This is a genomic window from Nakamurella alba, assembly GCF_009707545.1.
GTDB lineage: Bacteria > Actinomycetota > Actinomycetes > Mycobacteriales > Nakamurellaceae > Nakamurella > Nakamurella alba.
Window position 1 is genome coordinate 1,386,358 of record NZ_WLYK01000001.1, and the last position, 20,561, is coordinate 1,406,918.

At 71.3% G+C, this 20,561-nt stretch carries 22 protein-coding genes; 13 read left to right on the forward strand and 9 right to left on the reverse strand.

Annotated features, from left to right (window positions below):
• The first annotated feature begins 25 nt into the window (after nucleotides 1–25).
• Both GIS00_RS06225 and GIS00_RS06230 read left to right on the forward strand, forming a co-directional pair.
• Nucleotides 26–1,726 carry a serine/threonine-protein kinase gene (locus tag GIS00_RS06225; RefSeq protein ID WP_196073142.1) on the forward strand — a complete coding sequence of 567 codons (1,701 nt, stop codon included), beginning with the start codon at nucleotides 26–28 and terminating at the stop codon, nucleotides 1,724–1,726.
• Between the two features lie 93 nt (nucleotides 1,727–1,819).
• Entirely contained in the window at nucleotides 1,820–3,265 is a 1,446-nt protein-coding gene (locus GIS00_RS06230; protein WP_154767378.1) for a glycine--tRNA ligase, read from the forward strand.
• Between the two features lie 64 nt (nucleotides 3,266–3,329).
• Here the strand turns inward: GIS00_RS06230 and GIS00_RS06235 are convergent, their stop codons facing one another.
• Nucleotides 3,330–4,955 (reverse strand): M1 family metallopeptidase, encoded by a 1,626-nt coding sequence (locus GIS00_RS06235; RefSeq protein WP_154767379.1) that lies wholly within the window; start codon nucleotides 4,953–4,955, stop codon nucleotides 3,330–3,332.
• A gap of 91 nt (nucleotides 4,956–5,046) precedes the next feature.
• On the opposite strand from GIS00_RS06235, the gene GIS00_RS06240 reads away from it, so the two are divergent.
• The 6 genes from GIS00_RS06240 to GIS00_RS06260 all read left to right on the forward strand — a co-directional run bounded on the left by GIS00_RS06240 (nucleotide 5,047) and on the right by GIS00_RS06260 (nucleotide 10,430).
• Nucleotides 5,047–5,685, forward strand: coding sequence for a YdcF family protein (locus GIS00_RS06240; protein WP_322097580.1), 639 nt, complete (start codon nucleotides 5,047–5,049; stop codon nucleotides 5,683–5,685).
• A complete protein-coding gene (locus GIS00_RS06245) occupies nucleotides 5,682–6,953 on the forward strand; it encodes a deoxyguanosinetriphosphate triphosphohydrolase (protein WP_322097581.1) in 1,272 nt (423 codons plus the stop codon). The genes GIS00_RS06240 and GIS00_RS06245 overlap by 4 nt, the downstream gene beginning before the upstream one ends.
• Nucleotides 6,954–7,056: 103 nt before the next feature.
• A complete protein-coding gene (locus GIS00_RS26825) occupies nucleotides 7,057–7,245 on the forward strand; it encodes an LPXTG cell wall anchor domain-containing protein (RefSeq protein WP_196073189.1) in 189 nt (62 codons plus the stop codon).
• A 20-nt stretch (nucleotides 7,246–7,265) separates the two neighbouring features.
• Nucleotides 7,266–9,173 (forward strand): DNA primase, encoded by a 1,908-nt coding sequence (gene dnaG / locus GIS00_RS06250; RefSeq protein WP_322097582.1) that lies wholly within the window; start codon nucleotides 7,266–7,268, stop codon nucleotides 9,171–9,173.
• Complete coding sequence (locus tag GIS00_RS06255; RefSeq protein ID WP_154767380.1) at nucleotides 9,170–9,703, forward strand: hypothetical protein; 534 nt, start codon at nucleotides 9,170–9,172, stop codon at nucleotides 9,701–9,703. Before dnaG ends, GIS00_RS06255 begins: the two co-directional genes overlap by 4 nt.
• Nucleotides 9,704–9,758: 55 nt before the next feature.
• Entirely contained in the window at nucleotides 9,759–10,430 is a 672-nt protein-coding gene (locus tag GIS00_RS06260; RefSeq protein WP_154767381.1) for a DUF1707 SHOCT-like domain-containing protein, read from the forward strand.
• A 29-nt stretch (nucleotides 10,431–10,459) separates the two neighbouring features.
• Here the strand turns inward: GIS00_RS06260 and GIS00_RS26830 are convergent, their stop codons facing one another.
• Nucleotides 10,460–10,630: a hypothetical protein gene (locus GIS00_RS26830; protein WP_196073143.1), complete on the reverse strand. Its 171-nt coding sequence runs from the start codon at nucleotides 10,628–10,630 to the stop codon at nucleotides 10,460–10,462.
• Nucleotides 10,631–10,817: 187 nt separating this feature from the next.
• On the opposite strand from GIS00_RS26830, the gene GIS00_RS06265 reads away from it, so the two are divergent.
• Entirely contained in the window at nucleotides 10,818–11,351 is a 534-nt protein-coding gene (locus GIS00_RS06265) for a hypothetical protein (protein ID WP_154767382.1), read from the forward strand.
• 3 nt (nucleotides 11,352–11,354) lie between these two features.
• On the opposite strand, the gene GIS00_RS06270 is transcribed toward GIS00_RS06265, so the two are convergent.
• The 3 genes from GIS00_RS06270 to GIS00_RS06280 form a co-directional block, all read right to left on the reverse strand.
• On the reverse strand, nucleotides 11,355–12,407 hold the full coding sequence (locus tag GIS00_RS06270) for a HEAT repeat domain-containing protein (protein WP_154767383.1): 1,053 nt from the start codon (nucleotides 12,405–12,407) through the stop codon (nucleotides 11,355–11,357).
• On the reverse strand, nucleotides 12,404–12,670 hold the full coding sequence (locus GIS00_RS06275) for a hypothetical protein (RefSeq protein ID WP_154767384.1): 267 nt from the start codon (nucleotides 12,668–12,670) through the stop codon (nucleotides 12,404–12,406). Before GIS00_RS06275 ends, GIS00_RS06270 begins: the two co-directional genes overlap by 4 nt.
• A gap of 211 nt (nucleotides 12,671–12,881) precedes the next feature.
• A complete protein-coding gene (locus GIS00_RS06280) occupies nucleotides 12,882–13,811 on the reverse strand; it encodes a septum formation family protein (protein WP_154767385.1) in 930 nt (309 codons plus the stop codon).
• Nucleotides 13,812–13,935: 124 nt separating this feature from the next.
• Here GIS00_RS06280 and GIS00_RS28340 point away from each other — a divergent pair, with 124 nt between their 5' ends.
• Nucleotides 13,936–14,481 carry an RNA polymerase sigma factor gene (locus GIS00_RS28340; protein WP_196073144.1) on the forward strand — a complete coding sequence of 182 codons (546 nt, stop codon included), beginning with the start codon at nucleotides 13,936–13,938 and terminating at the stop codon, nucleotides 14,479–14,481.
• Complete coding sequence (locus GIS00_RS06290) at nucleotides 14,471–15,655, forward strand: hypothetical protein (RefSeq protein ID WP_154767387.1); 1,185 nt, start codon at nucleotides 14,471–14,473, stop codon at nucleotides 15,653–15,655. Before GIS00_RS28340 ends, GIS00_RS06290 begins: the two co-directional genes overlap by 11 nt.
• 1 nt (nucleotide 15,656) lies before the next feature.
• On the opposite strand, the gene GIS00_RS06295 is transcribed toward GIS00_RS06290, so the two are convergent.
• From GIS00_RS06295 to GIS00_RS06305, 3 genes are read right to left on the reverse strand one after another with little or no spacing between them, the layout of a single operon-like run.
• Nucleotides 15,657–16,604, reverse strand: a complete 948-nt coding sequence (locus GIS00_RS06295) for an ABC transporter permease (protein WP_154767388.1) — start codon at nucleotides 16,602–16,604, stop codon at nucleotides 15,657–15,659.
• On the reverse strand, nucleotides 16,601–17,494 hold the full coding sequence (locus GIS00_RS06300; RefSeq protein WP_154767389.1) for an ABC transporter ATP-binding protein: 894 nt from the start codon (nucleotides 17,492–17,494) through the stop codon (nucleotides 16,601–16,603). Before GIS00_RS06300 ends, GIS00_RS06295 begins: the two co-directional genes overlap by 4 nt.
• A gap of 43 nt (nucleotides 17,495–17,537) precedes the next feature.
• Nucleotides 17,538–17,936 carry a GntR family transcriptional regulator gene (locus GIS00_RS06305; protein ID WP_322097583.1) on the reverse strand — a complete coding sequence of 133 codons (399 nt, stop codon included), beginning with the start codon at nucleotides 17,934–17,936 and terminating at the stop codon, nucleotides 17,538–17,540.
• Nucleotides 17,937–18,100: 164 nt separating this feature from the next.
• Here GIS00_RS06305 and GIS00_RS06310 point away from each other — a divergent pair, with 164 nt between their 5' ends.
• Nucleotides 18,101–18,859: a DinB family protein gene (locus GIS00_RS06310; RefSeq protein WP_154767390.1), complete on the forward strand. Its 759-nt coding sequence runs from the start codon at nucleotides 18,101–18,103 to the stop codon at nucleotides 18,857–18,859.
• The gene (locus GIS00_RS06315; protein WP_154767391.1) at nucleotides 18,859–19,644 is read left to right on the forward strand and encodes an alpha/beta fold hydrolase; all 786 of its coding nucleotides are present in this window, start codon (nucleotides 18,859–18,861) and stop codon (nucleotides 19,642–19,644) included. Before GIS00_RS06310 ends, GIS00_RS06315 begins: the two co-directional genes overlap by 1 nt.
• On the opposite strand, the gene GIS00_RS06320 is transcribed toward GIS00_RS06315, so the two are convergent.
• Nucleotides 19,634–20,491: an ATP-grasp domain-containing protein gene (locus tag GIS00_RS06320; RefSeq protein WP_154767392.1), complete on the reverse strand. Its 858-nt coding sequence runs from the start codon at nucleotides 20,489–20,491 to the stop codon at nucleotides 19,634–19,636. The two genes, GIS00_RS06315 and GIS00_RS06320, sit on opposite strands and share 11 nt — an antisense overlap.
• Between the last annotated feature and the right edge of the window lie 70 nt (nucleotides 20,492–20,561).

Below are 20,561 nucleotides of genomic sequence, written 5' to 3' on the forward strand. Positions count from 1 at the left end.
GGGGAAGTGGCTAGCGTGCTTGCGCATGGGGGAGAGCACAGGGGAGAACCCGGTGGAGACACCAGGGGTGGCAGGCGGTTCCGAGCTGGGCGGGTACCGCATTGAGGAGGAGATCGGTCGCGGCGGGTCGGCGGTGGTGCACCGCGGGGTGCAGTCGTCGACCGGCCGGGCGGTCGCGCTCAAGATCGTCCCGGTCGACCGCCGGGACGAGCTGGACCGGGAGGCGGCGGTGGCCGCGGCCATCGGTCACGCGCACCTCCCGGAGGTGCTCGGTGTGGTCGCCGACGATCACCGGGCGGCGTTGGTCACCGAGTTCGCCGCGGGCGGATCGCTGGCCGGGTTGCTCGAGCGGCGCGGTCGGCTGCGCCCCGGTGAGCTGCTGACCGTGCTGCTGCCGGTGCTCTCGGTGCTGGCGGTCGCCCACGGCCGGGGGATGGTGCACGGCGACGTCTCCGCGGGCAACATCCTGTTCGACCGCATCGGCCGGCCGCTGCTGGCCGATCTCGGCGCCGCCCGCGCGGCGCTCGGGGACGGGTCGGAGGTCTCGCTGACTGCGGCCGATGCCGCCCCGGAGGTGGCCCGCGGCGGTGTGCCGACGGCCGGCGCCGACCTGTTCGCGCTCGGGTCCGTCGCGCTGGCCTGCCTCACCGGACGTCACGCCTGGCCCGCGGACGACCTGCGCGACGTGCTCATCCAGTCCACGGCCGGGCAGTGGCCGGACCCCGGTGACGAGGGCGAGGACTGGCCGGAGATCGCCGAGGTGATCCGCAACCTGCTCGACGCCGACCCGGACCGGCGCCCGCCGGCGGCCGGGGTGGTCCTCGAACTGAAGCGGTGCGGGATCCCCGAGCCCATCGATCTGGCACTGGTTGACAGCACGGTGCCGGCGGAGGAGCGCGTCCGGCCGGCCGATCCGGAGCCCGCCGATCCGGGGCGGCTGACCCGGGCCGGACTGGTCACCCGGGCAAGGCGCGGCGATCCGCCGGTCGTCCCGGCCGGTCCCGTGATGCGCCGGACCCGGCGCTGGCGGCCGGTCGCCCTCGGCCTGGCCTGCGTGATCGTCGGGATCGGTGCCGTGCAGGCCGGCCTGTGGTGGGCGAACTGGGACACGGTGTCGCCCGCTTCGGCCGGCCCACCGGCAGCTGCGTCGTCGTCCGACTCGTCTGCTCCCTCGGTGTCGGCCATGGCGTCGGCATCGGTCCCGGCAACGACCACACCCGTTCCTGCCACCTCATCCGCACCACCGTCGCCGTCGCCCGCACCACCGTCGAGCGCCCCGCCGTCGTCCGCCCCGCCGTCGTCGTCGCCACCGGCCGCGCAGCCCGATGCCGCCCCGGCCGACTGGGCGGCGGTGGTGCGAGAACTGGACGCTGCCCGGGCGCTGGCGCTGATCCGGCGGGACCCGGACCTGCTGGCCGCGGCGGAGGTGCCGGGATCGGCGGTGCACCGGGCGGACAGTGCTCTGATCGAGCAGCTGCTGGCACAGGACCGCCGGGTGAGCGGCGCCGCCCACCGGCTGGTCACCGCCAGCGCGCCCGGGTCGCCGGCGACCCACCGGGCGGCCACGGTGGAGGTCGCGGTGACCGACAGCCTCCCGGCCTATCAGGTGCTGGACCCGGCCGGCCGGTCCATCGGCAGCACCACCGCGCGCGCCGACGCCCGGCGGATCCTGGTGCTCGAGGCCTCCCCGGACGGCTACCGGATCAGCGCGGTCCGCGAAGGCTGACGCCAGGGCAACACAAACACCAGGGCAACACAGCGGGAGGAGCAGTGTCCGGTCCGAGCGGTGAAAGCAGGGTGCGCCGACTGGTTAGGCTCGATGGGTGGACGCAAGCCTGTCGTCCGCACGTCACAACGAGGAGTTGCCGCCGTGGCCGCCGCGAAATCCGCAGACCGCATCGATGCCGTCGTCTCCCTGGCCAAGCGCCGGGGTCTGGTCTACCCGTCGGGTGAGATCTACGGCGGTACCAAGTCGGCGTGGGACTACGGTCCGCTCGGCGTCGAGCTGAAGGACAACATCAAGCGGCAGTGGTGGTCGTACATGATCCGCTCCCGCGAGGACGTGGTCGGCCTGGACTCGTCGGTGATCCTGCCCCGGTCGGTGTGGGTGGCCTCCGGGCACGTCGCAGCGTTCGTCGACCCGCTGGTGGAATGCACCAACTGCCACAAGCGTTACCGGGCCGATCATCTCGAGGAGGAGTTCGAGGAGAAGAAGGGCCGCGCCCCGGAGAACGGCCTGGACGACATCGCCTGCCCGAACTGCGGCACCCGGCACGCCTGGACCGAGCCCAAGGAGTTCAACGGGCTGCTGAAGACCTTCCTCGGCCCGGTCGAGGACGAGTCCGGCCTGCACTACCTGCGCCCGGAGACCGCCCAGGGCATCTTCGTCAACTACAACAACGTGGCCACTTCGTCGCGGAAGAAGCCGCCGTTCGGCATCGGCCAGATCGGCAAGTCGTTCCGCAACGAGATCACCCCGGGCAACTTCATCTTCCGCACCCGCGAGTTCGAGCAGATGGAGATGGAGTTCTTCGTCAAGCCCGGCACCGACGAGGAGTGGCACGAGTACTGGCTCGAGCAGCGGATGAACTGGTACACCGACCTCGGCATCGACCGGGACAACCTGCGCTTCTTCGAGCACCCGAAGGAGAAGCTGTCCCACTACTCGAAGCGCACCGTCGACATCGAGTACCGCTTCCACTTCGCCGGCAGCGAGTGGGGCGAGCTGGAGGGCATCGCCAACCGGACCGACTTCGACCTCAAGACGCACTCCGAGCACTCCGGCAACGACCTGTCCTACTTCGACCAGGAGGCGGGCGAGCGCTGGACGCCGTACGTCATCGAGCCGGCGGCCGGTGTCGGCCGCCCGATGATGGCGTTCCTGCTGGAGGCCTACACCGAGGACGAGGCGCCGAACACCAAGGGCGGCGTGGACAAGCGGGTGGTGCTCAAGCTCGATCCGCGGCTGGCCCCGGTCAAGGCCGCGGTGCTGCCGCTGTCCCGCAATGCCGACCTGTCACCGGTGGCCAAGGATCTCGCCGCCGAGCTGCGGAAGTCCTGGAACATCGAGTTCGACGACGCCGGCCAGATCGGCCGCCGCTACCGGCGGCAGGACGAGATCGGCACGCCGTTCTGCATCACCGTCGACTTCGACACCGCCACCGACCAGGCCGTGACCATCCGCGAGCGGGATGCGATGACCCAGGAGCGGGTGGCGCTGGACCAGGTCCGCGGCTACCTCGCCGAGCGGCTCCAGGGTTCCTGATCCCGGCCGGATACGCTGACAAAGACTCCGCCCCGTGCCACCACAGGCACGGGGCGGAGCTGTCTCACCCGCCCAGGTTGCCCGGGTAGCGGAACTCCTGCGCGGGCACGGTGGTGCCGCGGAACCAGGCGTCGATGAAGTCGGTGAGGTCCGTGCCGGCCACCTGCGAGGTGTAGGCCGCCCACTCGTCGAAGGTGGCGTTGCGGCCGCGGTTGTCGGCGATCCAGCCCTTGAGCATCTGGAAGAACTTGTCGTCGCCCATCTCGGCCCGCAGCGCGTGCAGGGCCAGCGGTCCCCGGGTGTAGACCGCGCTGAACTCGTTGCCCGCACCCATGTCCACCAGCGGTGAGCTCCAGAACTGGCTGTCCCGCGCCACTGTCGCCATCTGAGCCTTCCAGACGGCGTCCAGGTCACGGTTCTCGGTGTCGGCGAACCAGATCCACGGCAGGTAGGAGGCGAAGCACTCGTTGAGGCAGATGTCCGACCAGGTCTTCACGAACACGTCGTCGCCGAACCACTGGTGCGCCAGCTCGTGCACCACGGTGTCCTCGTCGACCCAGTTGGCGTACACCGGTCGGGTCGCCGTCTCGAGCGCGAACGGGATGGCCTCGCCGGTGTAGATGCCGCCGACGGAGTCGAACGGGTACTCGCCGAGGTAGGTCGTCAGCAGGTCGATGATCGCGCCGGTGTCCTTGCTCAGCGCCTCGTACCGGGCGACGTCGCTGACCGGCGCGAAGGCGTTGACGATCGGGATCCCGGCCGAGGTGGTGCCGGTCGTGGTGGTGAACTTGTCGATGTACAGCGTGGTCAGGTAGGTCGGGATCTCCTCGGCCTGCACCCAGCGGCTGGTGGTCATGCCCGCCGGCGCACCGCCGTTGCTCTGCTGCTCGATGCCGTTGGAGATGACGTCCCAGCCGTCCGGCACCGTCACGGTGACGGCGAAGGTGGCCGGGTCGGACGGGTGCTCGTTCGCCGGGTACCAGGCGGAGGCGGAGAACGGCTCGCCGAGGGCGAGTGCGCCGCCGGACTGGGTGCGGTACCAGCCGCCGTCGCCGAGGTTGGCGGTGCCACCCTCGATCAGCTCCGGTGAGCCCCCGTACTCGACCACGATCGTCAGTTTCGATTCCGGCGCCAGGGGCGAGGCCGGCGTCACCATCAGCTCCGCACCGTCGTGCTCGACGGTGGCCGCCTCACCGTTCACCGTCACCGCAGACGCCTCGAGCGTCGGCTGCAGGTCGAAGTTGAAGCGGCGCAGGTCCACGGCCTCGGTGACGCTGCCGGTGATGGTCGCGGTGCCGCTGAAGTCGTTGGTCTCCGGGTCGTAGGTGATCGCGAGGTCGTAGCCGTCCACCTGGTAGCCGCCGTTGCCGGCGGTCGGGTAGTACGGGTCGCCGATGCCGTCCGCGCCGATGCCGGAGCCGTCACCGGCCGACGACGTGGCCGTCGACGAGCCGGCGGTCGGCCGGGTGCTGATCCCGGGTGAGTCCGAGGAGGTGAGCGGCAGACCGGACGGCGGGGTGGTGATGCCGCCGGCGCCGGCCGACGTGCTGCTGACCGTCGACCCGGCAGAACCGCTCGTGGTGCCCCGGGCTGGCGAGCCGGACAGGGACGGGCTGCAGGCCGCCGCCGACAGCGTGGCCAGCGCCAGGGCGGTGGCGGAGAGGCGGCGTCGTCGGCGGTGCGTGATCATGCCGTCACGGTAACAACGCAGAACCGCTCGGACCGGCGGAATCTCGCAGGTCGTGCGGACCGGGGACGCGCTGCCTGGCAAGATCGCAGCCGTGTCCGGTGCGTTGCGCGTCCTCGGCCGGTACCTGGCCGGTGCGCTGCTGGTGACCGCCTTGGTGCTGGGCGGGGTGGCGGTCGGTGTGGTCCGCGGCGCCTCCAGCACCGTCGAACCGTCCGCGGCCGGCCCGGTGGCGGACGTCATCCTGGTGCTGGGCGCCGCGCAGTACGACGGCCGGCCGTCTGCGGTGTTCTCCGAGCGGCTGGACCACGCGGCGGAGCTGTACCGGGACGGGCTGGCGCCGGAGATCATGACCCTCGGCGGCAGCCGCACCGGTGACCGGTACACCGAGGCCGAGGCCGGCCGGATGTACCTGGCCGACGCCGGCATCGACGCCGCCGCGATCACCGCCGTCGGCGTCGGCAACGACACGCTGGTCTCGCTGCGGGCGGCCGCCCAGCGGCTGCGCACGGAGGACATCACCTCGGTGCTGCTGGTCACCGACGGCTACCACGCGCACCGGGCGGCGCTGATGGCTTCCGACCTCGGCCTGCAGGTGCAGGTCTCGCCGGTGACCGAGGGACCGTCGGTGCGCGACGGCATCACCGACTTCTACGTCGCCCGGGAGACGCTCGGCACCGTCTTCTACCTGCTGACCGGCGGATCGTCCGGCCTGGGACCGGAGGTGCTGTGAGCGCCGCCGGCTACTCCGCGCACGACACCGCCCGGCTGGTGTCGGAAGCTCCGAAGTCGGCCGCCCTGCCGCTGGCCGACGACCTGCCGGAGCGTGCCCCGTTCGCCCGGGACCGGGCGCGCGTGCTGCACTCCGCCTCGTTCCGGCGGCTCGCCGGCAAGACCCAGGTGGTCGCCCCGGACGAGGACGACGTGCCGCGCACCCGCCTCACCCACTCGCTGGAGGTCGCGCAGATCGCCCGGGACATCGGCGAGCACCTCGGTGCCGATCCGGACCTGGTGGACCTGGCCGGGTTGGCCCACGACATCGGGCACCCGCCGTTCGGGCACAACGGCGAGACCGCCCTCGACGCGGTCGGGGTGGCGGCCGGCGGGTTCGAGGCCAACGCGCAGAACCTCCGGCTGCTCACCCGGCTGGAGACCAAGGTGCTCGACGCAGATGGTGCGCCGGCCGGGCTGAACCTGACTCGGGCGGCGCTGGACGCCGTGCTGAAGTACCCGTGGACGCGGCCGCCCGGCGGCGGCAAGTTCGGTGTCTACGCCGAGGAACTGGCGGTCTTCGATTGGCTGCGGGACGGTGTGCCGGACCCGACCGCGCGCTGCCTGGAGTCCCAGATCATGGACTGGGCCGACGATGTCGCCTACTCCGTGCACGACGTCGAGGACGGCGTGCTGTCCGGCCGGATCGACCTGCGCGCGCTGGCTTCGGCCGACGAACGCCGGCAGATCGCCGAGGTGGCCTCGACCTGGTACCTGGCGGTGGACCGGGACACCCTGCGGCACCGGTTGGACGACCTGCTCGGGCTGCCGGCGGTCGCAGACGGGCTGCGCGCCGCGGTGGACGACCGGTGGGCCACCGGTGCTGCTGCGGTCAAGGCGGTGACCAGCGAGCTCACCGGCCGGTTCGTCACCGGTGCGGTCGCCGCCACCCGGACGCACGCGGGGGAGGGCGAACTGCACCGCTACGACACCGATCTCGTCGTTCCGGACACCTTGCGGGCCGAGGTCGCGGTGCTCAAGGCGATGGCCGCGCACTACGTGATGGCCGACCCCGAGCGCCGCACCCTGCAGGTACGGCAGCAGCAGGTGCTCACCGAGCTGGTCACGGCGACCGCGGACCGTCCGGAGGAGCTGCTCGACCCGTTGTTCCTGATGTTCTGGAAGCGGGCGGCCGACGACGCGGGACGGCTGCGGGTGGTGCTGGACCAGGTGTCGCTGCTGACCGACGCGCAGGCGCTGCACCGGCACCGCCGGCTGGCTCCCGGCTGATCACCGGCCGACCGCCGTCCTGGTGCCCGCTGTTCGCTGCGGGAGAACTTCGCCGACGGTGAAAGCCCTGGTCGCCGGGATGCCGACGGGTCAGGCTCGGTGGATGAGGAAGAGCCTGGTGGTACTGGGAACGGTCCTGACCGGTGGGTTGGCGCTGCTGGTGCGGCGCCGCCGGAAGGCGACGGCGGGCGGTCGGCGGCCGGACGACGGCGGCACCGCCGGCGTGCGGGAGCCGCGGCGCCCGCTGCCCACGGATCCACAACTGGTCGGCGCCGCGGCCGAGCGGGACTGATCCCGACCTACACTGTTCAGGTGGCCGGACGCATCTCCGATGGGGACATCGAGCGGGTGCGGGAGGCGAACCGGATCGACCAGGTGGTCGCCGAGTACGTGGCGCTCCGCCCGGCCGGCGGCGGAAACCTCAAGGGACTCTGCCCGTTCCACGACGAGAAGACCCCGTCGTTCCAGGTGAGCCCGGCGCGCGCCGGCGGCCGCTACCACTGCTTCGGCTGCGGCCAGGGCGGTGACGTCTTCGAGTTCGTGCGTGAGATGGAACATCTCACCTTCATGGAGGCGGTGGAGCGGCTCGCCGACCGCGGCAACATCACCCTCACCCTGGTCGAGGGCGGCAGCGCGCCGAAGTTGGACCGCGGCACCCGCGCCCGGCTGCTGGCGGCGAACAAGGCCGCCGCCGAGTTCTACGTCGCCCAGCTGGCCACGGACGAAGCCGCGCCGGCCCGGGAGTACCTGTCCACCCGCGGGTTCGACGACGCCGCCACCCAGCACTTCGGCTGCGGGTTCGCCCCCTCCGGCTGGGACCGACTGGTGAAAGCGCTGACCGGACAGGGCTTCTCGCTGGCCGAACTGGAGAAGGCGGGACTGTCCCGACAGGGGCAAAGGGGCCCGATCGACGTCTTCCACCGTCGGCTGCTCTGGCCGATCCGGGATCCGGCAGGGGACGTGGTCGGGTTCGGCGCGCGCCGGATCTTCGACGACGACCGGCTCGAGGCGAAGTACGTCAACACGCACGAGACGATGCTGTACAAGAAGTCGCAGGTGCTGTTCGGGCTGGACCTGGCCAAGCGGGAGATCGCCAAACAGCGGACCGCGGTGGTGGTCGAGGGCTACACCGACGTGATGGCGATGCACCTGTCCGGCATCACCACCGCGGTGGCGTCCTGCGGGACGGCCTTCGGCGAGGAGCACATCACTGTGCTCCGCCGGTACCTGCAGGACTCCGAGACCGCCAAGGTGATCTACACCTTCGACGGCGACAACGCCGGGCAGCAGGCGGCGCTCAAGGCCTTCGAGTCCGACCAGCGGTTCACCGCCGGCACGTACGTCTGCGTCGCGCCGGACGGGATGGACCCGTGCGAGCTGCGGCAGGCCCGCGGCGACCAGGCGGTGCGCGACCTGGTCACCCGGCGGCAGCCGCTGTTCGCGTTCGCGATCGAGCACACCGTCGACCGTTTCGACCTGGACACCGCGGAGGGCACGGTGGCCGCGGCCGCGGCGGCGGTACCGCTGGTTGCGCGCATCCGGGACAGCGTGCTGCGCGACGAGTACGCGCTGCGGCTGGCCGGGCTGATCGGCGCCGACCACCAGCAGATCCTGCGCCGGGTGCGCGGGCAGGCCAAGGCCGACCGGGAGCGCGGGGCGCAGCAGAACGCGCGGCCCGCCGCGCCGGTCCCGGAGGATTCCGGTCCGCAGCAGCAGGCGCCGGCACCGCGGATGCCGGACGCCGCCGACCGCTCGCTGTTCGCCGAACGCGAGGCGCTGAAGCTGGTGCTGCAGGAGCCGCAGCTGCTGGCCGCCGGGTACGACCACCTCGACGACACCGCTTTCGGGCACCCCGCCTACCTCCGGGTGCACCAGGCGGTGCTGAAGGCCGGCGGCCCCGGGACCGCCTCCGGTGCGGGCCTGGGCACGTGGGTGGACCGGGTCGCCGCCGAGTTGCCGTCCGGACCGCTGCGCTCGCTGGTCACCGAGCTCGCGGTGGAATCCTTGCGCTCGCTCGGTCCGGCCACCGCCTCCTACGCGGGCGCGATGCTCGCGGTCCTGGCGATCCGGGTGGCGGAGCAGCGCATCGCCGAGCTGCGGTCGGAATTGCAGCGGGCCGAGGCGCGTGGTGATCAGGAGCGGGCCGGCGAGGCGAGCGGGGAGCTGATGGAGATGCAGACCTACCTGCGCGCCCTGCGGGAACGGGCGAACGGTTCGTGATCCGGTCACTGCTGGGCCTCGGCGGACGACGGAAGGTCCCGGCGTCCCTGCAGCCGCTGCTCGGTCCGGAGGAGCGGGTGCTCGCGGTCGCGCCGCTCGAGGACGGCGGCGAGCTGGTGGCCACCCGGTTCGGGCTGTGGGCACCCGTCGACCGATCCCACATCCGGTGGGACTGGGCCCTGATTTCCAAGGCCGGGCTGCGGGACCGCCGGCTCCGGGTCGTCGTCGCCGACCCGATCGGTACCTGGCCGGACGGGACCGTCGTGCTGGCCGACCGGGTGGCGCAGGACTTCCGGCTCGGCACCGGCAGCGGGCTCACCGACGTCGTGCACGACCGGGTGCGCCGGTCGGTGGCGGCCAGCGGCCGGATCGAGGGGTCCGGCGGCGGGTGGGTGGTGCTGCGCCGGGTCGCCGGACAGGACGGACTGACCGTGCAGTACCGGCCGGACACACCTGGCCCGCCACCATCGGATGCGTTGGTGGCGTTGGTGTCCCGCCGCGCCGAGGCCCTGCGCCCGCAGGTGCGCTGAGCTCCTTCGCCATGTCCGTGGCGTCGCGGTACCGCCCTTCGCTACCCTGACGGTCATGAGCGCTGCGGACGCCCACCTCCCCGGGCCGGAGGCGATGCGCGCCTCCACCGCCGATCGCGAGCAGGTCGCCGGGGTGCTGCACCGAGCGCTGTCCGAGGGTCGCATCTCCGTCGACGAGCTGCAGGAGCGACTCGACACCGTCTACCAGGCAAAGACTCTCGGCGAGCTGGAGCCGGTCACCAGGGACCTGCCGGAGCACCGCCCGCTGGTGCCGGTGGCCACCCCGGTGCCGCTGCAGAAGTCGGGGCCGATGCCGCTGCCGGCAACCGGGTCGCTGTCGCCGGCCGGCCCGGCCATCGCCATCCTCGGCGGCGCGGAACGCAAGGGCGAGTGGGTGATCGGCCCGACCTACACGATCACCACGATCATGGGCGGCGTCGACATCGACCTCACCAACGCCATCTTCCTGTCCGACGAGGTGGTGATCACCGTTGTCGCGATCATGGCCGGGGTGGAGATCCGGGTGCCGGACGACGTCCAGGTGGACATGGAGGGCGTCGGGATCATGGGCGCCTTCGAGAGCAGCGTGCCGCGGCCGACCGAGACCCCGCGGGTGCGGATCCGGGTGCGCGGGCTGGCGTTCTGGGCCGGTGTCGACGTCAAGCGGCTGTCTGCGAAGCAGCGCAAGAAGTTGGAGAAGCAGGAGCGCAAGAAGCTGGAGGGCTGAGCTCGCTCCTGCCGGTGGTTGCCGGTGGGTCAGCGGTGCAGCAGCTCACCGGCCTTGGCGCGGAACACACCCGCGGCACCCTGGACCGCCGGATGGTCGACCGCCCGGGCGGACCAGCGCTTGATCTGCTCGTAGCGTTCCCGCCCCGCGCGGGACCCGAGCACGTATCCGATGGCGCCCCCGAGCAGCAGTCGGATCATCAGGGGTCCGCTCCTTTCGTCGGGAGGAACGGCCCTCCGGGACGGTTCTTCCGACTCTAGCGCCCGATCACCCGGCTGCGACCTGCGAATGTGTGACGCCGGTACGCCGGTAGGGTGGTGATCACAGTCGGGGTGGACGGCATCGGCAGGGGGTGGGCCGATGTACCCGGAGGTTCCCGTTCGATCCGTGACCGCCGAGCTCCGGCCCGACGAGCAGCTGCTGTGGACGGGTGGGCCTGATCCGGCGCGCAGGTTCTCGCACCACGACGCCTACCTCATCCCGGTCACGGTGCTCTGGCTCGGCTTCATGATCACCTGGACCATCGGCGTGAATGTGACCCCAGCACCGGTCCCGCTCCGCGTGCTCGGCCCGGTGATGCTGGTCCTCGGCGGTGTGCCTTTGCTCGGCCGGTTCTGGTGGAAGCAGCGGCTGAAGCGCGGGGTGCAGTACGCGCTCACCGACCGCAGGGCGATCATGATGACCCGCCGGGCCGTGCGCGAGGTGCCGCTGGGTGGCCACCCCGTGCGCCGGCGGATGTCCCGGGACGGCACCCACCTGACCGTGGAGTTCGGCGATCGGACATTCAGGCGGCGTGGGACCATCGCCGCTCCGCCGAACTCCGGACTGGAGTGGGACCACGGCGCGCACGGACCCGTCGCCTTCTACGACGTCGCCGACATGACCGGGCTGGAGTCCGCCCTGCAGCGCGCCGGCCGTTGATTCTCAGGACTCCTGGGCCAGATCCTGCACTGCAAGACGCGCTGCCCGCGCTGCATTGTCGCCGGCCCGCCGACGCAGCGGGTCCAGCGCCCACGTCCATCCGGACCCCGGACCGCTGAGAACAACGTCGCCCTCGAATTTCTCGCAGTGCAGGGACCACGCGCCACCGGGGTGCAGTCGGTGCAATTCCTCGAGAAGGTCCTGGCCGAAGGTAGCGAGCTGCTCCCGCCGCCGGGGATCGCAGGTCAGCAGAGCCAGCCGGAGCTCGTCGATCTCGCCGGTCGGCTCGGAGTCTTCTCGCTCCTCGACTGTGCGCAGCAGTGGCATCAGCGACGGATCACCGAGCATGGCCGCTGCGAACAACGTCTGACTGCTGACCTCGTTCTGCTCCAGGAGGTAGGTGATGCCGGGGGTCGCCCTCCTGTCGCGTCGTCTGGCCAGACCGCGGAGTGCCTCGTGGCGGACCGCCTCGACCGGGTCCAGCGTGCTCTCGACAAGCAGCTCGCGGATGTCGGAGCCGTCAAAAGGACTCTGGCTTCCGATCGCGAAAAGGGCCCATTCCCGGACGTGCTCGTCGGGATCTCGGGCCAGATCGACCAGTTCCGCTCTGCCGGCCAGCGGGTCGGCGGTCCAGTCGACGGCCCCGGGCAGTTCGAGTGCGCACACCCAGCGGATGTCGGGGTCCGGATCGCTCACGCGGGAGGCGAGCACAGGAAATGCACGATCGTCCCCGAGGGCGACCAGGGCCCGAACAAGAGCGGTCAGCACATCCATCTGATCGGTACCGGCTGAGATCCGGGCAAGGTCGTCGATCATTCCCGGCCGCCAGCCGCCCGACGGCCCTTGCAGGGACCAGCGCTGGAACAGACCGGCGGCGACCACCCGCTCCGGGTCCGCCCGCGTCCGCAGGACGTCAAGTGCGACTTCATGGGACCCGGGACCGATGAACTCCGCCGCCACCGGCACCAGCCATTCGGCATCTTCGTCATGATCGCCGTCGCGGTAGTCGAGAGCCGTCCGGATGATCGCCCGCCGCAGACCGTCCTCGTCGATCACCGGTGCGGGGCGAGGACAGCCAGTACGCGCTCGAGGGGGAGACCGGTCATCGCGGCGAGCTCGTCGGGCTCCAGCCCGAACTTCTCCTGCGCGGCGACGAGGTAACGGCCGGTCAGGAAGGGGATCAGCGGCAGCAGGATCTCGTCGAGCTGCTGCTGGGTCTCACCGAGGATCCGGACGGCCTCGATCAGATCCGAGGACTCGCCGAGCTCGATCTCCAGGGCGAGCGAACGGATCAGGCTGTGGATGCGCTGCTGGTCCACAGGTGCTGATCTCCTCACGGCGTCGGGAGTCCGGGGGCAGACCCTCTCCGATCGTAGTGGCGATGTCGTACTGTCAGTTTCCCGTGAAGCCGCGGTGTGCGGGAAGTGCACGATCGGGTCCCTGCTGATCTTCATCCACCGGTTGGACGGAGCGACCCCAGGGTGACCGCCGGGGAAGCGCCGACACCCCGTGGTGCTCCGCCGCGCACGATCAGGACGTCCACGGGATCGGTGCCTCACCCAGCCCGATCAGCGAGGACGACAGCATCCGCGCCTGGGTTCCCCTGATCAGGCACTGGGCGTAGGAACCCCGTTCGGTGGACAGGCCCGGCCGCCAGCCGCCGGCCTCGACCGGGGCGAACCCGTGCGCGGCCACCTGGAGCACGCCGCCCCGGGTGGGATCCTCTGTCCCCATGTCGTGCGCGGCGATCACGAGGCAGTCCGCGTCCGCCTGCTCCTGGGTGACGACGAGGTCGTGCGTGTCCAGCGTCGCGAACGACTCGTACAGGTGCGGTCGGTCGCAGTCCATCGGGTTCGGGAACGGTTCGTCGAAGTTCCGGTAGCAGGTGCCGGCCGCGGCGGGTGGGACGCCGTTGGCGTAGAGCCCGGCGAAGCTGCCGGTGTACGGCCGGTCGACCGACGAGGCCGGCGTCAGCGGCGTGTCCGGGGCGAGCACGCAGGCGATCCACCGCTGCCCGTCGATCTGCTGCCGCTGGGACGGGCCGACGGCGATCAGCCGGATCCCGAGCGCCGGTTGCCACGGCCGGGTCAGGTCGGTCAGCCACGGCGGCTCCCGCAGCGATGCCCCCTCCGGGATGCCCAGGTGCCGTCGGGCCGCGGTCGGCGGGCAGGCGTCCCCGCCGATCGCATCGCCGAGGTAGAGCGAGGGCAGTTCGTCGAGCACTCCGGCGATCTCGCCGAAGCGGACGTCCGTGCACGGCCCGTAGACCGCGGGGCCGAAGGTGCCGGCCGAGGTCAGCGGCAGCGGTGCGGTGAGGCACTGTCCGCGTGCTGGTGCGGCGATCGCCGGTTCCACCGTCGCCCGCCCGGACTCCTTGCGGAGCACGGCGGGCACGACCGCAGCGGTGAGTACCACGACGAGCAGCAGCAGCGCGCCCCAGTACCGGCCGGTCGACGTCATGGTCCGGGAGTTCCCGACCTGGCGGCCGGGCAACGCCGGATGTCATGTTTTCCTGCGTCGGGCGTCTGTATCGGTGCGGGGCCGGAACCGGCACCGTCCGGTGGGTGTGGAGGGGGGAGCGGTGGTGGCAGCGGACGAGCCGGTGGTCGACCTGCCGTCTCCCGTCGGGGCGGTGCCGCTGCTGTCGATCGAGGACCTGCACCATGACCACTTCACACCCCTGGTCCGGATGGCCGCGTTGATGACCAACGACCGGCAGGTCGCCGAGGACGCGGTGCAGGATGCCTTCGCCGGCCTGATCGCCCACCTCGACGAGGTGGCGCCGGACCGGCGGCTCGCCTATCTCCGGCGCAGCGTCACCAACGGTGCGACGTCGGCGCTGCGCCGGCGACGCACCCGCCGGCTGTTCCGGGCTCCGGCGGCCGGGTCGCATCCCGCCGCCGAGGACGAGGTGCTCGCCGCCGAGGGGTTCGGCGAGGTCCTCGGGGCGATCCGGGAGCTCCCTGTCCGGCAGCGTCAGATCCTGGTGCTGCGCTACTACGTCGGCCTCTCGCTCGCCGACACCGCCGAGAGCCTCGGCACCACCTCCGCCGCTGTTGCCACCGCCGCCCGGCGGGCGCTGCTGGCCGTGCAGAAGATCCTTCAGATCGGGGATTCCGATGGGACCTGACGTGTCCGACGACCTGGACCTGACCGACACCGAGAACGTTGTGACCGCCGCGCTGGCCGCCGCGGCGCGGGGGATCGACGTCGACACGATGCCCGCGCCGGTCGTGCGTCGCCGTTCCTCCCGCCAGTTCGTGTCCGCGGTGGCCGTGGCCGCCGCGGTGGCGTTGGTGGCCTCGGTGGTGTGGGTGGTCTCGGCCCGCCGCGTCGGCTCCGTCGGTCCCGTGACGCCGCCGACCGTCGGGTCGACCGCGCAGTCGGCGGTGACCTCCGACCCGACGGCCGCGTACGTCCCGGACCCGGTGGATCTGCCCGGCCCGGCACAGGCGGGCTACTGCGGTGGCACCTACGCCGACGGCACCCAACAGGCGGTCACCGTGACCGATGACATGACGTTCGTGGGCGGCACAGTCTGTCGGTTCGACGACGGCAACGTCGGCGAGCAGTGGGATCTCACCGACGAACAGGCCGGCCGCGTGGCGCAGTGGTTTATCAGTGCAGCAGAGGACGCCGAACGGTTCGCCGCCGACCTCGAACGCCGGGAGCGGGAAGACGACATGGTCGTCGGATGTTTGCCGATGGCCGTGCCACCCTCGCCGTGGTTCGCGGTGCTCAGGGTGTCGTCCGGCGAACTGATCAGGCCGGCCCGGATCGACACCTGGTGCGGCAGAGACTATCCCGATCTCGGAGCACTTCTCGGCCTCGAGGACATCCCGCCCACCCACCGCACGGAGCAGTCGAACACCCCGACAGCCTGCGAGGCCACGCCTTCCGCCGAACTCCGCCGACTGTCCGACGCGCACGATCCGGGCCTGTCCGCTCGAGTGATCAAGGACCCCACCGGCTACGGCTGGGCACTGGAGCTGTTCAACAACTCGGACTCGCCGATCGAGATCACCGTCGACCCGGTGCTGCGGGCTCTGGACGTGTCGGGCACCCACTTTGTCACCACCCTGCCGCCCGGCATGGAAGTTGCGGGGGAGACGGTTCTGGTGCCACCGTCCCGTCCCACGATCGTGCGCCTGATGTCCTCCGCCTACCTCTGCGTCGATCCGCTCAGCCAACTCGATCCGAGCGCCGACCGCCGGGACGCCGCAGTCGTGGTCACCGTCGACGGTCAGCAGTTGCTCAGCGCCTCCCATCCCGTCAGGGGCGGCCCGCTAGGGCTGTTGCGTTGATTCAGGCGAGTTGCCGCACTCGGCGGAAGGCGAACCACAGCAGCACCCCGGCCAGCGCGACGTAGATGCCGGTCTCGATGAGCTGGAACATCCAGTACCGGTCGCCGGGTTGGTACATCACCCAGTTGACGGCGCCGGTCATGGAACCGCAGTCGTCGGCGCCCGGGTTGCAGACCGTGGACGCATGGTCCATCAGCAGCGAGCCGTCGGCGGCCCGCACCTCCATGCCCTGGACCCAGTCGCCCGCCAGGGGATCCACCCCGGTGTCCAGCACCTCGACCGAGGTGCCGCGCTCGACCGGCGCGGCGAAATGTGGCCGGGCGAAGGCGGTGACGGCGACCCGCACGCCGATGAACACCACCAACGACGCCGCCATCGCCGGCAGCACCTTGCGCCACAGGCTTCCCCCGACGATGCCGAGGGCCAGCGCGAACAGCGTGTAGCCGACCGGGGCGAGACCACCGACGTCGAAGTTGAACACATCGAACCGCGGGATGCCGGCGGTGTTCAGCGGCGCCATCCACCAGGACACCCCGAACCCGAAGACCAGCGCGACCAGCAGGGTGAATCCGCCGACGAGGCCGAACTTCGCCACCGCCCACTGCCGCCGGCTGACTCCCTGGGTCCACACCAGCCGGTGCGTGCCGTGCTCGAGTTCCCGCGCGACGAGCGGTGCGCCCCAGAAGATCCCGATCAGCATCGGCACGAACATCAGCAGGATGCTCAGCGATCCTTCGATCGAGTACTGCGAGGTGAACGTACGGATGGCATCGAGGCAGGTGCCGGGCAGATCGCCGTCACCGGCCGCCTGGATGCACCCGAGGCCGAGATCGTCGTAGGAGCGGCGCATCCCGAGGCCGCTCGGCACCACGAACGCCGCCAGGGCCAGCAGGCCGAGAACGGCGAAGAGTGCCTGCCGACGGTGCTGCCGCCAGACCAGCCAGATCATGCCGGCACCCCCCAGGCGCTGTGGCTCCCGACCGGTGCCGGCTCGTCCAGGTACGCCAGGATCAGGTCCTCCAGGCCGACCTCGGACGAGGTGAACAGCCCTTCGTCGACCGGCCCGTTCGTCCGGACCAGCAGGGTCGACTGGCGGTCGGTGTGGCTCTCCCGGATCACCGTCGCGACGCCGGGGATCGGCCGGCCGTCGTGCCGCGGACCGATGAGACGCCGGTGCTCGTCGAGGATGTCGTCGATCGCGCCGGCCAGCTGCACCTGCGCACTGCGCACCAGCACCAGTTGGTCGCAGACCCGTTCCAGGTCGGCCAGCAGGTGCGACGACAGCAGGACGGTGGTCCCGGTCTCGGCCACGCTGCCCATCAGCGCCTGCAGGAACTCGTGCCGGGCCAACGGGTCCAGGCTGGCCACCGGCTCGTCGAGCAGCAGCAGCCGCGGACGTTTCGCCAGGGCCAGGGCCAGTGCCACCTGCGCGCGCTGACCGCCGGAGAGGGTGCCGACCTTCTTGTCCGGCGGGATGCCGAGCTGCGCGAGCCGGACACGGGCCACCGACCCGTCCCACTGCGACCGGTTGAGCTTCCCGCCCATCCGGACGAGCTCCGCGGCGGTGAAGTCGCGGTAGAGCGGCGTGTCCTGCGCGACGAAGCCCAGATCGGCCAGTACATCGACGTTGTCGTACGGATCCTGGCCGAAGATGCGCACACTGCCGGCGTCGGGCCGGAGCAGTCCGACGGCCAGTTGGAGCAATGTGCTCTTGCCGGCGCCGTTCGGTCCGACCAGCGCGGCCACCCGACCCTCCGGCAGGGTGAACGAACAGTCCTGCAGCGCCCACCTGCTCCCGTACCGCTTGCCGAGCCCGTCGGCCTCGAGAACCATGCCCATGGAACACATCCCTTTCGTCAATGCCGGGAGTCGGTGCGGGGAGTCAGCGTCGGGAGAGGTCGTCGGCCGTGGCGGCCCGGACGGTGGTGTCGAACAGGGCGACCACGTCCTCGACCGTGAGGCCGGCTGCCCGCGCCCGTTGCAACCAGTCGGCCAGCTCGGCCTGCAGGGCGGGATGATGTGCCAATGACTCCCCGGCGAGGGTGGCGGTCACGAAAGTGCCGACGCCGGGCCGCCCTTCGGCCAGTCCCTCGAACTCGAGCTCCCGGTAGGCCTTGAGCACCGTGTTGGGATTGATCGCGAGCGCCTGCGCGACATCGCGCACCTTCGGCAACTGATCACCCGGGTCGAGCAGACCGACCCGCAGTGCCTGCCGCACCTGCTGCACCAACTGCATGTAGGTGTTGACCTTCGAGCGCCCGTCCAGCACGAACTCGATCACCCGCGGACCTCCTCGTCGCCGACCTCGCCACGTTTCTACCACCGCTGTACTACGACAGTAAGACAAGTCGGCGAGGCGGTCAACAGGTCGGGCGACTGTCGGACCTGTCCGGCACGATGGCGGTGCAGTCAACGACGATCACCCTCACGACGAGGAGGAGCACCATGCCGACGGAGTTCTCGCGATCGGACGACCTGAGAGGTGCCCGGTTCACGAACGTGAACCTCCGCGGCGCCCGTTTCGACGGTGTCGACCTGTCCGGGGCGATGATCCGCGGGTCGGACATCGCCGGCGGCGAGATCGACTCACCCTGGTTGATCGAGAGCCGGGATCCGTTGTGGGTCAACGGTGTCGACGTGACGCCGTTCGTCGATGCCGAGCTCGACCGGCGGTTCCCCGGTCGGTCGCAGCGCCGGGCGGGAGATCCGGAGTCGCTGCGGGCGGCGTGGTCCGTCCTGCAGGAGACCTGGGCGGCGACGGTGTCCCGCGCGGAGGCCATGCCGGCCGGCACCGTCGACATCCGGATCGACGACGAGTGGTCCTTCGCCGAGACGCTGCGGCACCTGGTGCTCGCCACCGACATCTGGCTGGGCAAGGCCGCTCTCGGGCTGGAGCAGCCGTACCACCGGTTCGGCCTGACCAACGCGGGTGCCGGTGATGAGGGCTTCGACATGTCCGTGTTCGCCGCAGACCCGCCGACCTGGGCGCAGGTGCTCGAGACCCGCGCCGACCGGGTGGGCATGGTCACCGCCTACCTCGGCGACGTCACCGCGGAGCAGCTCGCCGAACCACGGCAGAACCCCTGGGCCCCGCAGCACCAGGAGAGCGTGCTGTCCTGCCTGCACACCGTGCTCGAGGAGGAGTGGGAGCACCACCGTTACGCCGTGCGGGATCTCGACAAGATCGCCTCCGGAGTCGCTTGATGCCGACACTGCGCGCGGCCGGCGTCGACGTCCACCACGTGGTGCACGGTGACGGACGGCCGGTGATCGTGCTGCACGGCGCCGGCGTGGATCACCGCGAAACCGAGGCGTGCGTCGAACCCACCTTCGCCGGACTGCAGGGATGGCGGCGGATCTATCCCGACCTGCCCGGGATGGGCCGCACACCCGCGCCCGCGTCGCTCAGCAGCGCCGACGACGTGCTGGCCGTGCTCCTCGATCTCGCCAGGAAGGTCTCCGGCGGACAACCGGTTCTCCTCGTCGGTCATTCCGCAGGCGCCTACTACGCCCGGGCCCTGGCCTGCCGACAACCGGAACTCGTTGCCGGTGCTGCGCTGATCTGTCCGCTGCTGCCCGGCGCCAGGGATGTGCCTGCGCACCACGCCGTACCGGGTGGATCCGAGATCGGTGACGACGGGTTCCGCGACTACTTCGTCGTGCACACCCCGGAAATGCTCGAGAGATACCGCGAGTTCGTGGAGCCCGCCGCCGACCTGGTCGACCAGGAGGTGATGCAGCGGATCGGCGGAAAGTGGGAGATCACGGGTGATCTGCCGCCGTACCCGGGACCGGCCCTGTTGGTCGCGGGTCGCAGGGACTCGACCGTGGGCTGGGCGGCGACGGCGGATCTTGCGCAGCAGTGGCCCGGGGCGACCCTGGCCGTGCTGGACCACGCCGGCCATGCCCTCCCGCACGAGCAGCCGGAGTTGCTGCGCGCGTTGATCGGCGAGTGGCTGGCCCGGGTGGAACGGACGGTCAGCGGGTGAAGGCCTCGACCAGCATCCCGACCGCGGCGGGCCCGGTGTGCGGCAGGAAGAGGGAGGGTTCGACCAGCTCGACCTCGAGAACGCAGTAGCGGCAGTTGTTGTCGCGGACCAGATCGACGCGGGCGTAGGTCGGGACGCCGAACCTGGCGGTCACCAGGTCGACGGCGGCCTGCGCCACCTCGACCTGGTCCGCGGTGGCGTCGTGCGGGACGTTCGTCTCCGCGGCGAACATCTCGTCGATGGAGGCGGCGCGGGGGAGCGCGACGCGCTTGCTCGCGGCATGGCTGAACCGCCCGCCGAAGAACACCATCGGCCATTCGCCGTCGGTGGCCACCGATGTCAGGAACGGTTGCACCAGCACGGTCCGGCCGTCGCGGTGCAGCCGGTCGATGTGGCCGGTGGCGATGTCGTGCTGATCGGCGCCGTAGGAGGCGGCGTCCCGGCTGCCGGCCCCGACGGCCGGCTTCACCACGAAGTCCCCGTCCGGGAACTCTGCGCCGGCACCGGGTGGCAGGAAGCGAGTGGGCGTGATCGGGACGCCGGCGTCGGCCAGTTCGGCGAGGTAGCTCTTGTCGGTGCTCCACCGCACCATGGCCGGCGGGTTCACCACCTCGGTCACCGCGTCCACCCGGTCCAGCCAGGCCAGGAACTCCGGGAGCCGCTCGGGGTAGTCCCAGGCCGACCGCAGCACCGCGCGGTCGAACGCCGACCAGTCCACGGCCGGGTCGGTCCACTCGACCACCTGCACCTCGACCCCGGCATCGGCCAGCGCGGGCAGAGCCGGCGGTTCGTCCTCGTCCAGGCCACGGGTGCCGGCGGTGGTCACCCAGGCGAGTCGGCGGATCATGTGTTCCCTATCGGTGCGTCGTTGCCCGGCAGCGGTCGTTGCGGGCCACCGATCCTAGGTGACGCGCACT